Annotated in this window: 11 protein-coding genes; 3 read left to right on the top strand and 8 right to left on the bottom strand. The window is 68.8% G+C overall.

Features of this window, described 5'->3' with window-relative positions; all coding sequences use genetic code 11:
* Window positions 1–171: 171 nt before the first annotated feature.
* The 8 genes from ACZ7DY_RS20770 to ngcE form a co-directional block, all read right to left on the bottom strand.
* A complete protein-coding gene (locus ACZ7DY_RS20770) occupies window positions 172–1,266 on the bottom strand; it encodes a substrate-binding domain-containing protein (RefSeq protein WP_471137341.1) in 1,095 nt (364 codons plus the stop codon).
* A 122-nt stretch (window positions 1,267–1,388) separates the two neighbouring features.
* On the bottom strand, window positions 1,389–2,588 hold the full coding sequence (locus ACZ7DY_RS20775) for an ROK family transcriptional regulator (protein ID WP_471137343.1): 1,200 nt from the start codon (window positions 2,586–2,588) through the stop codon (window positions 1,389–1,391).
* A gap of 227 nt (window positions 2,589–2,815) precedes the next feature.
* Window positions 2,816–3,700, bottom strand: coding sequence for a carbohydrate ABC transporter permease (locus tag ACZ7DY_RS20780; RefSeq protein ID WP_471137345.1), 885 nt, complete (start codon window positions 3,698–3,700; stop codon window positions 2,816–2,818).
* Window positions 3,700–4,647 (bottom strand): carbohydrate ABC transporter permease, encoded by a 948-nt coding sequence (locus ACZ7DY_RS20785; RefSeq protein WP_471137347.1) that lies wholly within the window; start codon window positions 4,645–4,647, stop codon window positions 3,700–3,702. The genes ACZ7DY_RS20780 and ACZ7DY_RS20785 overlap by 1 nt, the downstream gene beginning before the upstream one ends.
* A 51-nt stretch (window positions 4,648–4,698) precedes the next feature.
* The gene (locus tag ACZ7DY_RS20790; protein ID WP_471137349.1) at window positions 4,699–5,961 is read right to left on the bottom strand and encodes an extracellular solute-binding protein; all 1,263 of its coding nucleotides are present in this window, start codon (window positions 5,959–5,961) and stop codon (window positions 4,699–4,701) included.
* 149 nt (window positions 5,962–6,110) lie between these two features.
* Entirely contained in the window at window positions 6,111–7,007 is an 897-nt protein-coding gene (locus tag ACZ7DY_RS20795) for a carbohydrate ABC transporter permease (protein WP_471137351.1), read from the bottom strand.
* A 21-nt stretch (window positions 7,008–7,028) separates the two neighbouring features.
* Window positions 7,029–7,970, bottom strand: coding sequence for a carbohydrate ABC transporter permease (locus ACZ7DY_RS20800; protein ID WP_471137718.1), 942 nt, complete (start codon window positions 7,968–7,970; stop codon window positions 7,029–7,031).
* 216 nt (window positions 7,971–8,186) lie between these two features.
* Entirely contained in the window at window positions 8,187–9,620 is a 1,434-nt protein-coding gene (gene ngcE, locus ACZ7DY_RS20805; protein WP_471137353.1) for an N-acetylglucosamine/diacetylchitobiose ABC transporter substrate-binding protein, read from the bottom strand.
* A gap of 517 nt (window positions 9,621–10,137) precedes the next feature.
* On the opposite strand from ngcE, the gene ACZ7DY_RS20810 reads away from it, so the two are divergent.
* The 3 genes from ACZ7DY_RS20810 to ACZ7DY_RS20820 all read left to right on the top strand — a co-directional run bounded on the left by ACZ7DY_RS20810 (window position 10,138) and on the right by ACZ7DY_RS20820 (window position 16,623).
* Window positions 10,138–14,046, top strand: coding sequence for a GH92 family glycosyl hydrolase (locus ACZ7DY_RS20810; RefSeq protein ID WP_471137355.1), 3,909 nt, complete (start codon window positions 10,138–10,140; stop codon window positions 14,044–14,046).
* Between the two features lie 154 nt (window positions 14,047–14,200).
* Window positions 14,201–15,499, top strand: coding sequence for a tetratricopeptide repeat protein (locus ACZ7DY_RS20815; protein ID WP_471137357.1), 1,299 nt, complete (start codon window positions 14,201–14,203; stop codon window positions 15,497–15,499).
* Window positions 15,496–16,623: a tetratricopeptide repeat protein gene (locus ACZ7DY_RS20820; protein WP_471137359.1), complete on the top strand. Its 1,128-nt coding sequence runs from the start codon at window positions 15,496–15,498 to the stop codon at window positions 16,621–16,623. The genes ACZ7DY_RS20815 and ACZ7DY_RS20820 overlap by 4 nt, the downstream gene beginning before the upstream one ends.
* The last annotated feature ends 8 nt before the right edge of the window (window positions 16,624–16,631 follow it).

A 16,631-nucleotide genomic window follows, 5' to 3' on the forward strand; every position in this document is an offset into this window, starting at 1 on the left:
GGAGAGCAATGCTCCGTAAGGCGAGTCCGGTGCCCGCCCCCCGTTTGCGGGGCGGTTTGTCGGGGCGGGGCACCGGACCGGTACCGGAACCCGTGCCGTACGTCCGCCCGGGAGCGCTCTCTCGCGCCCCCGGGGCTCATCTCGTACGAACGGGCTTACCGCATACGGGAGTTACTTGATACCCGCGGCGTCGCAGGCCTTCTTGTACTCGGCCGTGCAGATCTCGCTGACCTTGTAGACCTTGTCCTTGACGATCGTGTCGGCGACCTCATCCTTGGTGATCGCCTGCGCGTCGTACAGCTTGGCGGGGATGCCCTTGAAGTCGCCGCTGAGCGAGTCGACCTTGCGGTCGGTGATCGCGTCGATGTCCTTGCCCTGGAGCAGGCGCACCGCGATCTCGCCGGTGGTCTCCGCCTCCGGCCGGATCTGCTTGTAGATCGTGTAGGCCTGGGTGCCGTTCAACAGGCGCTGCACGCCCGCCAGTTCGGCGTCCTGACCGCCGACCGGGACCTTGATGCCACGGCCCTTGAGGGCGGTGATCGCGGCGCCCGCCATGCCGTCGTTGGCGGCGTAGACGCCCTGGATGCCGTCCTTGCCGAGCTTGTCGATCGCGGAGGACATCTTGCGGCTCGCCTCGTCCGGCGACCAGTCCGGGATGTCCTGCTCGTACGCGATCTTCTTGACCTTCTTGTCGAGCACCGAGTGGGCGCCCTTCTTGAAGAACGGCGCGTTCGGGTCGGTCGGCGAGCCGTTGATCATGACGACGTTGGCGTCCTTGGCCTTCGAGCCGAGGGCCTTGACCATGGCCCCGCCCTGCAGGCGGCCGATCTTCTCGTTGTCGTAGCTGACGTACGCGGAGAGCGGGCCCTCGGCGAGGCGGTCGTACGCGACGACCTTCACGCCCTGCTTGTCGGCCTGCTTCACCCACGACTTGGTCGACTTGTAGTCGACCGCGTCCAGGATGATGACCTTGATGCCCTGGGTGACGAGGGCGTCGAACTGCTTCTTCTGGGTCTCGATGTCCTGTGCGGCGTTGTTGTACTTGACCTTGCAGTCCGAGCAGAGTTCCTTGATCTTCGCCTCCATGATGGGGCGGTCGAAGGTCTCGTAGCGCGTGGTCTTGTTCTCGGGGAGCAGCAGACCGATGGTCTTGTTGTCGCCGCCGCTGCCCTTGTCGTCGTCGCCGGCCTTGCCGCACGCGGTCATGGCGAGTGCCATCGAAACCGCGGCCGTGCCTATGACGACGCGACGCGTCATTGCGTTCATGGTGGGGTGCCTCCCTGACGAGGCCGCGTCGTTGCGGCCGAGGTGGCTCGAAGTCAACTCGGCCGCCACACCAGCGTCAAGGAGTAAATCCTTAACGAGATGACAACGGTGCCATGCGTTATCTAAGTGAAGGCAGGTGTGCCCGCAGGGAGGGTTCCGTCCAAAAGGGTCGAATCCCCCATCTCGCTGAGCGCGAGGGCCAGCGCGCCGAGCACCTCGGCGCGGCCGCCGAGCGCCCCGGGGAGCACGGACAGCCGGCGGGCGGCGCTCGGGATGGCGTACCGCCCGACCGACTCCCTGATCGGCCCGAGCACCAGCTCACCCGCCTCCGCGAGGTCGCCGCCAAGCACCACCCGGGAGGGGTTGAGGAGGTTGCACAGGTTGGCGACGCCGCTGCCGATGTGCCGCCCGACGTCGGCGATCACCCGCCGGCACCCCGGGTCGCCGTCGCGCGCGAGGCCGACGACCCGCTCCATGGTCAGATCGGTGCCGTGGCTGGACTGCAGCAGCGGCAGGACGTACCGGGCGGCGGTGAAGGTCTCCAGGCAGCCGCGGTTGCCGCAGCGGCAGACCGGGCCCGACTCGTCCAGCGTGATGTGCCCGATCTCGCCCGCGGTGCCGCCCGGCCCCCGGTAGATCCGCCCGCTGATCACGAGCCCGGCACCCACACCGCTGGCGACCTTGATGTACGCGAGGTCCTTGACCCCCCGGCCGCTCCCCCAGACCAGCTCGCCGAGCGCGCCGAGGTTGGCGTCGTTGTCGACGTGGACGGGCACGTCGAGGCGGCCCCTGAGCTCCTCGGCGGGCTTGGTGCCGGTCCAGCCCGGCAGGATCGAGGTCGAGCCGAGCGTCCCGGACTCCACGTCGATGGGGCCAGGCACGCCGAGCCCCACTCCGGCGATCTTCGTACGGTCCACTCCGGTGGCCGCGATGAGCCGGCTGACCAGCTGCTCGGCCCGGTCGAAGCCCTGCGCGGCGGACGCGTCGACGTCCAGCGGCTCGGACTCCTCGGCGAGCACCTGATGGGCGAGGTTGCCGACCGCCACGCGCAGGTGGGTGTGGCCGAAGTCGACGCCGATGACGATGCCCGCGTCACCGCTGAGGGAGACGCTGCGGGCCCGCCTGCCGCCCGCGGAGGTGGGCGTGACCTCGACCGTGCCGCCGTCCTTCAGCTCCCGGACGATGTTGGAGACCGTCGCGGCCGACAGACCCGTCGTCCTCGCGATCTCCGCCTGCGTGAGCGATCCGGCGAGCCGCACGGCGCGGACGACCCGTTCGAGATTGGCCCGGTGCAGAGACGACTGCGACCCCGGAGTCTCCATTGACTCTCACCCTTTGTCCTCTTTCGGGCCGCCCGAGGGCCACCCGCGACACCGGCCTCGGAAACCGCTCCGGGCCATGTACAAGTTGTGAACTCCAAACTCCGCTGAAGGAGATGCCGCAGTCAAGTCGTTGAGGGAAATCGGTACCGCTCTCGACCTCACCTCGACCGGCAGCGCGAAACGGCCGCCCCGGCACCGGGGCGGCCGTCTTCCGCGGAGTGGTCCGGCTACTTCACCGACCCCGCGGTGAGCCCCGACACCACATGCCGTTCGATGAAGGCGAAGAGCACGATGACCGGCACGATCGCGACCACCGACGCGGCGAAGAGGTAGTTCCACTGCACGGTGTAGTTGCCGATGAAGTTGTTGATGCCGACCGTCAGCGGCTGCTTGGCCGGCTCCGTGGTGAGGGTCAGCCCCATCACGAACTCGTTCCACGAGGTGATGAAGGTGAAGATCACCGCCGTCACCACGCCGGGCAGCGCCAGCGGCAGGGTCACCTTGATCATGGCGCCGAAGCGGCTGGTGCCGTCCACCATGGCGGCCTCCTCCAGCTCCGGCGGGATGGAGCTGATGTAGGCGGTCAGGATCCACACCGCGAAGGCGAGGTTGAACGCCGCGTTGGTGAGGATCAGGGTCCAGACCGAGTTCAGCATGTCCAGCTGGTGGAACTCCCGGTAGAGACCGACCAGCAGGGCCGTGGGCTGGAACATCTGGGTGACCAGGACCAGGAGCAGGAACAGCTTGCGGCCGCGGTAGCGCATGCGGGCCGTGTAGTAGGCGGCCGGGAGCGAGACGAGCAGGACCAGGAGCGTGGCGCCGCCCGCGACGAGCAGCGTCACCTGGAGGTTCTGGCCGAGCTCGGACTCCTTCCAGACGTCCACGAAGTTGGCCCAGTCCAGGTTCTGGGGCAGGTACGTGCGGTCCCGCAGCTCCTCCTTGGGCCGGAGCGCGGTGACAACCATCTCCAGGTACGGCGCGAGGAAGACCGCGGCGAGCAGCCAGGCGCAGGCCGTGATGACCAGGGTGCGGGGGCGGAAGGCGCGCCGGCCGGGCTTCTTCGGCCCGGCGTCCTTCCGGGGCGCGGGGCGGGTCGCCGTCGCGGTGGCCATCAGTCCTCCTCGTTCCACCGGCTGACCTTCAGGAAGATCAGCACGAGCACCACGACCATCAGGAAGTTGACGACCGACATGGCGGCGGACTCACCGATGTCGGTCTCCTTCAGCTTGTACATGAACACCATCGACGTGGAGGTGTCGTAGCCCGGTCCGCCCTGGGTCATGGCCCAGATGATCGGGAAGGAGTTGAAGACGTTGATGAGGTTGATGACCACGCCGACGAGGAAGGCGGGCCGCAGCATCGGGAGCGTGATGTGCCGGTAGGTCTGCCAGTGGCCCGCCCCGTCGATGCGGGAGGCCTCGTAGACGTCCTGCGGGATGGTCTGGAGGCCGGCGAGCAGCGTGTACGTGGTGAAGGGCAGGGAGACGAAGACGGCGACCGCCATCATCCACGGCCAGGCGGTCTCCGGCCTGCCGAGCCAGTCCTTGGAGCGGTCGATCAGACCGAGGTCGAGCATGAGCGTGTTGAGCACGCCCGCGGTCTGGTTGAGCATCCACTTGAAGCCGATCGCGGTCATCAGGACGGATGCGGCCCAGGGGGCGATGAGCGCCCAGCGGGTGATGCGGCGGCCGGGGAACTTCTGGTTGAACAGCTGGGCCAGGGCCAGCGAGAGCAGCATCGTCGCGGTGACGACGACGACCGTCCACACCACCGTCCACAGGAGGACGGACCCGAAGTCGCTCTCCTCGAAGAGCTTCTTGAACTTGTCGGTCCCGGCGCTGCCGCGCACCTTGCCGGCGATGGAGATGTTGAGGAACGAGGTGCGGACCAGCTCGACGACGGGCCAGACGACCACGGCGAGGATCAGCAGGATGACGGGCGCTATCCAGGGCAGCGGGCCGAGCCGGGCCAGACCGCTGCGGCGGCTCACCGGCCTGGGTGCGCGCCCGCCCCGCTCCCGGCCGGGGGCGGCCGGGGGCGGAGGGGCCTTCAGGGACACAAGGACTCCTTGCGGACGAAGGTGGCGTGGTGAAGAGGGCCTGACCGGGCGCTACTTGGCCTCGGCCGCCGCCGACTCCGCCTTCTTCTGCAGGTCGCCGAGGACCTGCTTCGGGTCGTCGGCGACGGCCTTGCCGCCGGTCTTCTTGATCTCGGCGGAGACGACGTCCCAGGAGGTGTCGCCCAGCGGGTAGAACTTGGCCTTGGGGAGCACCTCGAAGAACGGCACCAGGTCCTTGTGCTTGCCGTTGCTCTGCATTTCCTTGAGCGCGTCCTGGGTGACCGGCATGAGGTTGTACATCTCGTCGAACGCCAGCATCTTCTTGGAGTACGTGAAGTCCAGGAACTTCTTCACGCCCTCCTTCTCCGCGCCGCCGTCCTTGAACGCCATCATCCAGTCGGCCACGCCGAGGGTGCTGTCCAGCGGGCCCTTCTTGCCGGGGACGGGCGCGACGCCGTAGTCGACCTTGCCCTCCTTGGCCATCTGGATGAGGCTCGGGTGGCCGTTGAGCATGCCGACCTTGCCGGCCGCGAAGTCCGCGAAGGCCGTCTTGCGGTCGGTGGAGGCCGGGTTGGCGTAGGTCAGGCCGGGCTTGACCAGGTTGGTCTTCAGCCAGTCGAAGGTCTCGACGTTCTGCGCGCTGTCGAGGGTGTACTTGCCGTCGGCGTCCGTGTAGCCGCCGCCGTTGCCGAGCTCCCAGAGCATCGTCTCGCCCTGCGTCTCCTCGGGGCCGAGCGGCAGCGCGTAGGGGGTCTCGGCGGCCTTCTTGGCCTTGATCTTCTTCGCGGCGTCGGCGAGTTCGTCCCATGTCTTCGGCGGCGACTTGATGCCCGCCTTCTTGAAGACGGCCTTGTTGTAGAACATGACGCGGCTGGAGGAGACCCACGGGATGCCGTACTGGGTGCCGTCCACCTCGCCGGCCTTGGCGAAGGTCGGGATGAGGTTGTCGCGCGTCGCGGGCGAGAGGACCTCGTCCGCCTTGTAGAGCAGGTCGTCGGCGACCTTGTCGGCGTAGCCGCCGGTCTGCAGCAGGTCGGGCTCGTCGCCCGCCTGGATCATGTTCTTGACGGACTTGTCGATCTCGTTCCAGTTGATGACCTGGACGTCGACCTTGTAGCCCTTGTTGGCCTTCTCGAATTCCTTCTTGACCTGGTTCCAGTACACCTTGGAGGCGTTGGAGGCCTTGTCGCCGTAGTCGGCGGCGACGAGCTTGATCGTCTTGCTGTCGCCGCTGTCGCTGTCACCGCTGCAGGCGGTGAGGCCAAGGGCCATGGCGACCGTTGCCGCACCGGTGGCGATTATGCGATTCCTCATGATGGTTCAACCCTTCGACATCGGTGTCGACTTGAGCGCGTCCGGTCGCCCCCCGCGGCGCCGTGGCGCAGACACTACTCACGGCCCGTTTCGCCTCGACAGGCCTAGACCACTTTCGTGGCCAAGCTGAAATCACCCGCTTCACCAGGTCACTTGATGGCGCCCGCGGTCAGACCCGCCTGTACCTGTCGCTGGAAGACCGCGTAGACGACGAGGACCGGGAGCATGGCGATCGTCAGGCCGGCGAAGAGCGCGCCCCAGTCGCCCCGGTACCCCTGCGAGACGGCCAGCGAGGCGAGTCCCTGGGGCAGCACGTAGCTCTTCTCGTCCTCGTTGTTGAGCAGCAGCGGGAGCAGGTACTGGTTCCACTGGCCGAGGAAGTTGAAGATGCCGATGCTGACCAGGCCCGGCTTGGCCATCGGCAGCATGATCTGGAAGAACGTGCGGGTGTGCGAGGCCCCGTCGACCATCGCCGCCTCCTGCACGCCGGTCGGCAGCGTGCGGAAGAAGGAGGTCAGGAAGAAGGTGGTGAACGGCAGTGAGTACGCGATGTACGCGATGATCAGGCCCGGCCGGGTGTCCAGGAGACCGAAGTTCTCCATGACCGCGAAGAGCGGCACCAGGGCGAGGATGACCGGGAACATCATCCCGCCCGCGAACAGCATGAAGATGACCCGGTTGCCGGGGAAGGTGAACCGGGCGATGACGTAGGCCGCCATCGACCCGAGCAGCATGGTTCCGGTCAGCGAACCCGCCAGGATGATCAGCGAGTTGAGGGTGTACCGGCCGATGCTCGCCTTGCTCCAGGCGTTGGAGAAGTTCTCCCAGTGGAAGGAGGCGGGCCAGCCCATCGGGTCGCTGAGGATCTCGGCCGAGGGGCGGAACGCGGTGAGCGCGACCCAGATCAGCGGTCCGGCGGCCAGGACGACCCACAGGACGAGGAAGGCGTGCGAGAAGACGTTGAGGGTGGCGCCGCCCGTCTCCTTCTCGCGGCGGGGCGTCTCGGCGGTCTCGGTACGGGGCGCTGTGGTGGTGGTCGTGGTCATGATGCAGTGGCTCCCGCGGTCTCAGTATTCGATCCGGTCGCGGTTCCCGAACCGCATGACGAGCAGTGAGAACGCCATGCTCAGGACGAGAAGGACGACGCCGATGGAGGTGGCGTAGCCGTACTGGCCGTCCCGGAACCTCTCGTAGAGGAAGACCGGCGTGACCTTCAGTACGTGCGGGGGCACCATGACCAGGCAGATGGCGAAGGTGTCCAGGGCCTGGATGCCCATGTAGATCCAGCCGGTGCGCACCGTGTCCCAGATCAGCGGGAGCGTGACGTTGAAGAAGGTGCGGGCGCGGCCGGCGCCGTCCAGGAGGGCGGCCTCGTAGATGTCCTTGGGGATCGCGCCCATCGCGGCGGAGAAGAGCACGACGTAGAAGCCGATGAAGCTCCAGCTGATGACGGTGAGCAGCGAGATGATGCCGAGGGTCTCGTCGCCGCCGAGCCAGGCCGGGCCGTCGACCCCGACCTTGTCGAGACCGCCGTTGATCAGGCCGCTGTTGGTGTTGAAGACGCGCCCCCACACCACGGCGATGATGGCGACGGAGAGCACCTGCGGGAAGAAGTAGACGACCTTGTAGACCGAGGAGCCGGCGACGCCTGCGATGGCCTGCCCCCTGCGGTGCCGGCCGCCCGAGGTGATCATGTAGGCGAAGAACATGCCGAGGACCAGGGTGATGACCGGCGCGATCAGCAGCAGGAGCGCGCTGACCTGGAGGGAGTCCCAGAACCGTTCGTCGTTCCACATCTTGCGGTAGTTGTCGAACCCGACGAAGTTCGCCACCGGGCCGCCGGACCAGTCGGTGAACGAGTAGTAGATCGCCTGGAGGAACGGCGAGACGACGAAGAGCGCGTAGAACGCGAGCGGCACGGCGAGGAAGCCCACGATGAAGCGGTACTTGTCGAGCGTGCGGTAGCGCCGGTCGTAGCGGACCCGTTCGGGTGTGAAGCGGGGCGGCAGCACCACCGCGAGGAGGAACAGCAGCCGGCTCGGCGCGCCGGGTGCGGGCCTCGCGCCCGCCTGCTTCTTGGGAGGTGGCGGATTGTCCACCCGGGTGTCGGTCTTCACGCTGCTCAGCCCCGCCGCTCTTTCACATGCCTGTGTGCTCGGTCGCGTGCGCGGGGCCGGGGCCGCGCGGGCCCCGGACCCGCCGGTTGATCACGAGGATCAGAAGGGTCAGGCCTTCTTGATCTTCGTGATGTCGGGGTCCTTCCTGATCCGGTCGGTGGCCTTCTGCATGGTGTCCATCGCCTGCCGGGCGCCGATCTGGCCCTGCATGAACTTGTGGATCATGTTGTTGAAGTCCTCACGGAACAGCTCGTTGTACCAGTCCATGAACTGAGGGATGACGATGTTCTCGCCGGCCGCCTTGATCGCCGCCTGGGCGCTCGCCGTGCCCGGGGGGAGCTTCATGCCGTCGATGGCACCCTTGACGACGGGCATCGAGCCGACCTCCTTGAAGAGGTTGACGGCGGCCTCCTTGCTGTACATCATCCGCATCCACTCCAGGCCACCCTGCACGTTCGTGGCCTTGGCGGGGACGATGAACGGCTCACCGGCGGGGGCGTAGAGCGTGCCGAACGGCATCTTGTCGCCCGAGTCGAGCGAGGGGGTGGCGCCCACCGCCATCCGGAAGTCCTTCGGCGTGGTGTCCTTGGCCTCGTTCTCCACCCAGGAGCCGTTGGGCACGAAGACGCACTTGCCCTCCTTCGTCCAGGCGGTCTGCATCTCGGTGTGCGCCTCGGTGCCGTCGAAGCCGGTCAGCACGTACTTCTTGGCGACCAGCTCCTCCCACGCCTCGAAGACGTCCTTGACCGCGTCGTGCTTCCAGGCGTCGGGCTCCAGGTAGTCCATCGCCGTGGTGACGTCGCGGCCGCCGCGCTGGGCGAACATCGCGTACATGGAGAAGAACATGTAGCGGGGGTGGCCGCCGGGGTAGCTCCAGCCGTGGATGCCCTTGGCCTTGGCCTTCTTGCAGACCGCGAGCATCTCGTCCCAGGTCTTGGGGTACTCGGAGTCGAGACCCTCCTCCAGGAGCTTCTGCGAGTACCAGTTGCCGTAGACCGTCAGGGCGATGTTGAGCTGGTAGCACTCCTTGCCGCCGAAGCGGCCCATCTGCTCGACGACCGGCACCAGGGTCTCGCGCACCGTGACGTTCGGGTCGTCCCAGGAGGGGGAGCCGAGCATCTCGCTGAAGTCGGCGACCTGCTTGTTGTGGACGAGCTTGCCGATGTTCATCTGGTCGGCGCCGGAGTTGTTGACGACGTCCGCGGTGGGCTTGCCGCGGACGATCTTCGGCTGGACCTGGGTGGCGATCTTCTCGGTGGGCTTCTGCTCCGGATCGGACTTGGGGTACTTCTTGGCGTACATGTCCGTCACGAACTGGGCGTACTTGTCGCCGTAGCCGCCGTTGAAGATGTAGACCGTCAGGCCCGCGTCCTGCTTGACGCCGAGCGGGTTCTTCTTGGTCTTCTCGCCCTTCTCGGCCTTGTTCCCGTCGCCGCCACCGCTGGCGCAGGAGCTCAGCGCCCCGACGGCCGGCACCGCGAGCAGACCGGCGGCCGCCGCCCTCTTCATCACATCACGACGGTTGACGCTGGTGGATCCCATGCTCAAGTCCTCGCCTTCTCCAGGACTCAGGCGGTGAACCGGACCCTCCCCGGCACCGCGGTGGTGTTGAAGCTGGGGTCGTGCGATACATCGGTGGAGCTGCGGGAGTCGGTCGGCGGACGAGGCGGTCGGCGTGCGGCGTTCGCCGCGCAGGGTTCGGCGTTCGTCGTACGGTCCGCCCGCTCTCCCTCCGGCCCGCGACCGGCCGGACGGCCCGCGCGGACGCCGACAGGTATAGTCCACTCGCCTGCGGGTGGGCAAGATCGAATACAGCTTTCGGCGGTAGCCTTGTCCGAGTTGAGACCTGCGATGATCCCCGGTGAAAACCTCTCGCAGATCACCGCCGGAACCACTGGACTTTCGCGCCGGTTTCCATGGACTTTCCCGCAAGGCGACGGCCCCCGGCCGGCCCACGATCCCCGTCAACAACCTTGACACCCATCACCACTTGACGCCCTACTAGACCTTGCGCAGCGATCGTGACAACGTTGTCCAACCCGCAAGGAGGGGCTCGGGGATGCCGTACACGGCACGCAGACCTCGTTACAGACACCACCGTCCGCCCGGTCCGGGACCCCGCGCGGCCCTCACCGCCGGCGCCCTGGCGCTCGCCCTCGTCGCGGCGGCGCAAGGGGCCGCACAGGGGGCCGCCGTCGCCGGACCGGAGCAACCACCGCGCGCCGAGCGGGGGTTCTCGTCGTCCTTCGAGGAGGGCGAGGCGCGACCCGACTGGCTCAACACGGTCGAGCGGGGCCCCGACGGCGCGAAGAAGGCGTCGGGCGTCGACGGCGACTTCAGCTCCGGGCTGCCCGGCAGCGTCAACGACCACGTCACCGAGGTCCGCGCGAGCGGTGAGAACACCGGCTCGGGCGAGGTCGCGGCGAACCTCGTCGACGGCGAGGCGACCAGCAAATGGCTGACGTTCGCCAAGGACGGCTGGGCCGAGTTCGACCTGGACGAGCCCGCCAAGGTGGTGACGTACGCGCTGACCTCCGCCAACGACCACGCCGAACGCGACCCGAAGGACTGGACCCTGAAGGGCTCCGCCGACGGCAAGGAGTGGAAGGTCCTCGACGAGCGCAAGGGCGAGGCCTTCGACGGGCGGCACAAGACGAAGAAGTACGACGTCGACAACTCCACGGCCTACGCGCACTACCGCCTCGACATCACCGCGAACAACGGCGCGAGCGATGCCCTGCAACTGGCGGACGTGCAGCTTTCGGTGGGCGGCACCGACGCCCCGGCGCCCGAGGACATGCTGAGCCTGGTGGACCGCGGCCCCAGCGGCTCCCCCACCGCCAAGTCCCGCGCCGGATTCACCGGAAAGCAGGCACTGCGTTACGCGGGCAGCCACAAGGCCGACGGCCGCGGCTACTCGTACAACAAGATCTTCGACGTCAACGTCGAGGTGGGCAGGGACACCGAACTGGGCTACCGCGTCTTCCCCTCGATGGCCGAGGGCGACCGCGACTACGCCGCCACCCACGTCTCCGTCGACCTCGCCTTCACCGACGGCACCTACCTCAGCGAGCTGAACGCCGTCGACCAGCACGGGTTCCCGCTCTCCCCGCGGGGCCAGGGCGCCGCGAAGGTGCTGTACGTCAACCAGTGGAACAACGTCGAGTCCCGCATCGGGCAGGCCGCCGCCGGAAAGACGGTCGACCGGATCCTCGTCGCGTACGACTCCCCCAAGGGCCCGGCCAAGTTCCGCGGCTGGGTCGACGACGTGTCCCTGAGGGAGAAGGCGCCCGCCGAGCCCAAGGCGCATCCCTCCGACTACGCCGACACGACGCGTGGCACCAACTCCAGCGGCGGCTTCTCGCGCGGCAACACCTTCCCCGCCACGGCGGTCCCGCACGGCTTCAACTTCTGGACGCCGGTGACCAACGCGTCCTCGCTGAGCTGGCTGTACGACTACGCGCGCGGCAACAACGACGACAACCTGCCGACGATCCAGGCGTTCAGCGCGAGCCATGAGCCGAGCCCGTGGATGGGCGACCGCCAGACGTTCCAGATGATGCCGTCGGTCGACAAGGACACCCCCTCGGCGGCCCGCACCAAGCGCGCGCTGCCCTTCCGGCACGAGAAGGAGACGGCACGCCCGCACTACTACGGCGTCACCTTCGAGAACGGCCTGAAGGCCGAGATGGCGCCGACCGACCACGCCGCGATGATGCGGTTCACCTATCCGGGTGAGGACGCGAGCGTCATATTCGACAACGTCTCCGAGAAGGGCGGTCTCACCCTCGACGAGGACAAGGGTGTCGTGACCGGCTTCTCGGACGTCAAGTCGGGGCTGTCGACGGGCGCGACGCGGCTGTTCGTGTACGGCGTCTTCGACGCGCCCGTCACGGCGGGCGGCAAGCTGGAGGGCGGCGGGGGCGGCGACGTCACCGGCTACCTGCGCTTCCGGCCGGGCAAGGACCGCACGGTCGGTCTGCGCCTGGCGACGTCCCTGATCAGCCTGGACCAGGCGAAGGCCAACCTCGCCCAGGAGATCCCGGCCGGCACCTCCTTCGGGCAGGTCGAGCGCCGCGCCCAGAAGGCGTGGGACGACCTCCTCGGCAAGGTGGAGGTCAAGGGCGCGAGCGAGGGCCAGCGCACCTCCCTCTACTCGTCCCTCTACCGCCTGTACCTCTACCCCAACTCGGGCTTCGAGAAGGTCCGCGGTGAGGGCGGCAGGGCGACGTACAAGTACGCCTCGCCCTTCTCGCCGCAGACGGGTCCCGACACCCCGACCCACACCGGCGCGAAGATCGTCGAGGGCAAGCCGTACGTCAACAACGGCTTCTGGGACACCTACCGGACGACGTGGCCGGCGTACTCGCTCCTCACCCCGAAGAAGGCGGGCGAACTGGTCGACGGGTTCGTGCAGCAGTACAAGGACGGCGGCTGGACCTCGCGCTGGTCCTCGCCCGGCTACGCGGACCTGATGACGGGCACGTCCTCCGACGTCGCCTTCGCCGACGCGTACGTCAAGGGCGTGAAGTTCGACGCGAAGGCCGCCTACGACGCGGCGCTGAAGAACGCCACGGTGGTGCCGCCGAGTTCGGGCGTGGGCCGCAAGGGCATGGAGCGGGCGCCCTTCCTCGGCTACACGCCCAGCGAGACGCACGAGGGCCTCTCCTGGGCGCTTGAGGGCTACCTCAACGACTACGGCATCTCCCGGATGGGCGCGGCCCTCTACAAGAAGACCGGCGAGAAGCACTACAAGGAGGAGTCCGAGTACTTCCTCGACCGCGCCCGCGACTACGTGAACCTCTTCGACGAGAAGGCGGCGGGCGCGGGCACGAGCCCCGGCTTCTTCCAGGGCAAGGACGCCAAGGGCGACTGGCGGGTGGAGTCGCGGAAGTTCGACCCGCGCGTGTGGGGACACGACTACACGGAGACCAACGCCTGGGGGTACGCCTTCACCGCCCCGCAGGACTCGCGCGGCCTCGCCAACCTCTACGGCGGGCGCAAGGGCCTCGGCGACAAGCTCGACACGTACTTCGCGACCCCCGAGACCGGCTCCGCCGAGTTCGCGGGCTCCTACGGGGGCGTCATCCACGAGATGACCGAGGCGCGTGACGTCCGCATGGGCATGTACGGGCACTCCAACCAGGTCGCCCACCACGTGGCGTACATGTACGACGCGGCCGGGCAGCCGTGGAAGACGCAGGAGAAGGTCCGCGAGGTCCTCTCCCGCCTCTACACGGGCAGCGAGATCGGGCAGGGCTACCACGGCGACGAGGACAACGGCGAGCAGTCCGCCTGGTACCTCTTCTCCTCGCTCGGCTTCTACCCCCTGGTCATGGGCAGCGGCGAATACGCCATCGGCTCACCGCAGTTCACCGAGATGACCGTGCACCTCGACAACGGCCGCGACCTGGTCGTCAAGGCGCCGAAGAACAGCGCGAAGAACGTGTACGTGCAGGGGCTGAAGGTCAACGGCAAGAAGTGGACGTCGACCGCCCTGCCGCACGAGATCGTGGCGCGCGGCGGGGTACTGGAGTTCGACATGGGCCCCAGGCCCTCGGCGTGGGGCTCGGGCAAGCACGCCCAGCCGGTGTCGATCACCCGGGACGACGCGGTGCCGTCGCCGCGGAAGGACGCCCTCAAGGGTGAGGGCGCGCTCTTCGACGACACCTCGGCCACCCAGGCCGCCGTGGACTCCGCGGTGAAGCTGCCGGTCACCGGGCGGACCAAGGCCCTCCAGTACACCCTGACGTCCCCCGCCGACAAGGCGAAGGCGCCGCGCGGCTGGACGCTCCAGGCGTCGAGGGACGGCGAGAAGTGGACGCGGCTGGACAAGCGGTCCGGCGAGTCCTTCGCCTGGGACCGGCAGACCCGCGTCTTCACGGTGCCCCACCCCGGCTCGTACGCGCACTACCGGCTGGTGCCGGACGGCTCCGCGACCCTGGCGGAGGTGGAACTGCTCTCCTGACCCGTGCGGTGGTCGCGGCCCGGCCGCGACGGATCCCGGTGCCGTGCCGTGCGTCGCGGCGCGGCACCGGGATCTTCTCGACCGGGCGGGCGGGGTCACCCGCCTCCCGGGAGACCACTCGAACACCGCTCGTACACCCCCGTATCCTCGTCCCATGCCCGACCACTCCCCCTTGATCCAGAGCCTGCGCGCGGCCGTCGCGGGTGCGCCCGACGACGTGCCGCTGCGGCTGCACCTCGCGGAGCTCCTCATCGCGGGCGGGCACCACGACGAAGCGGTCACCGAGGCCGCCGTCGCGCTGCAGCACGCGCCGGGCGACCCGCAGGCCCGGGACCTCATGACCCGCGCCATGGGGGCACCCGCGCAAGCACCCGAGGCACCGCAGGCAACCGAGGCACCGCAGGCGTCCCAGGAACCTCCCCGCGGTTTCAACTGGAAGGCCGCCGAGGAGCAGGTCGGCGACGTCGTCCCGCCCCGCTTCGTCGAGTCCCCCGCCGCCACCGGGACCCCCCTCGCCCCCGAGGCCCCGCAGGCCGCCGACGGCACCGGCGACCCCGGCGACGCCGCCGCCTGGGAAGTGGAAGCACCCGACGGCGTGCGCCTCGCCGACGTCGGCGGCATGCAGGACGTCAAGGACCGCCTGGAAGCCGCCTTCCTCGCACCCCTGCGCAACCCCGAACTCCGCAAGCTGTACGGCAAGAGTCTGCGCGGCGGCCTCCTGCTCTACGGCCCGCCCGGCTGCGGCAAGACCTTCATCGCCCGCGCCGTCGCCGGTGAGCTCGGCGCCAACTTCCTGTCCATCTCCATCAACGACGTGCTCGACATGTGGATGGGCAACTCCGAGCGCAACATGCACGAGGTCTTCGAGACGGCCCGCCGCCAGGCGCCTTGCGTCCTCTTCCTCGACGAGCTGGACGCCCTCGGCGCCAAGCGCAGCCGCACGGCCCACAGCGGCATGCGCAACACCGTCAACCAGCTCCTCACCGAGCTCGACGGCATCGACGCGGACGCCAACGAAGGCGTGTTCGTGCTGGCGGCCACCAACGTGCCCTGGGACGTGGACAACGCCCTCCGCCGCCCCGGCCGCCTCGACCGCACCCTCCTCGTCCTGCCGCCCGACGCCCCCGCGCGCGAGGCCATCCTCCGCTACCACCTGCGCGACCGCCCCGTCGCCGGGATCGACCTGCGGAAGCTGGCCAAGGCCACCGACGGCCTGTCCGGCGCCGACCTCGCCCACCTCTGCGAGGCCGCGGCCGAGCGCGCGCTGCTCGACTCCGCGCGCACCGGCACCGTCCGCATGATCGGCATGACGGACCTGATGGACGCGGCCGCCACGATCCCGCCCTCCAGCGAGCCGTGGTTCGCCTCCGCCCGCAACGTGGCGATGTTCGCCAACGAGGGCGGCATGTACGACGACCTGGTCACCTACCTCAAGAAGAAGCGGAAACTGTGAGTACCGGCACTGTGCACCCCGCCGTGGAGCGGGCCGACGGGCTCATCGAGCTCAAGCGGTACGACGAGGCCGAGGCCCTGCTCGGGCAGCGGCTCGCCGAAGACCCCGAGGACATACGGGCCTGGGCCAAGCTGGCGCTCTGCCACGTACGGGCCGACCGGCACGAGAAGGCCCTCGAAGCGGCGGACCGGGCCCTCGCGCTCGACCCCGAGGACCTCGGCGCGCTCCTCATGCGCGCGCACGCCCTGCGCGGCCTGGGCGGCACCCGCTGGCACGAGTCCGAGGACGTGCTCCGCGAGGCCCTACGCCTCGCGCCGGACCACTGGTACACGTACGCGCTCCTGGCCGACGTCGTCTGGCGCGTCCGGCTCGCCCGCATCGCGCGGGCGGGCGGCACGATCAGCCGGGAACAGATGGAAGACGCTCTGCGGGAGGCGGGCGACCTCGCCATGGAGGCGCTGCGCCTGGGCCCCGAAGAGGTCTACGCGCACGAAGTCGCCTGGCAGATAGCCGACCTGGCGAGCAACAGCACGGTCGCCGACCAGCTGGACCACGCCATCCTCCGGCTCGACCCCCAGCACCCCTACGCGCTCGCCCGCCAGACCCAGAAGGCGGCGAGCACCCCCGGCGTCAAGGCGGCCGAGGCCGCGACGCTGTACGCGGACGCGCTGGCCGTCACCCCGGACTCCCGGCCGATGCAACAGGGCCTCGACGACGCCTCGTACCGCATGCTGCGCGGCATCCGCTGGCTCGCCCTCCTCTGCCTCACCCTGGTCGCGACCGGCCTCGACGTCTTCGTCACCGACGGCGAGACCCCGCGCGACCTGCCGGTGTCACTCGGTCAACGGCTCTGGTTCCTCGTACCGATGACCGTGATCTGGGCCCTGGGCGCCCTGCTCCGGTACCGGCGCCTGCGCGCCGGCATCCAGATCAACCTGCGCTCCGTGATCCGCCGCCGCACCTGGCCCCGCGTCGTCCTCGCCCAGGCCGCCTGGGCCATGCTCTGCGCGCTGCTCCTCGCGGAGATCCCATGGTCCGAACGCACGGTGCCCCAGGTGCTGTTCTGGGCGGGCCTCGTCCCGACCCTCGCCACGGTCTGGTTCGACCGCAAGAGAACGGCGTAAGAGGAGAA

The organism is Streptomyces sp. NPDC037013, from assembly GCF_055607265.1.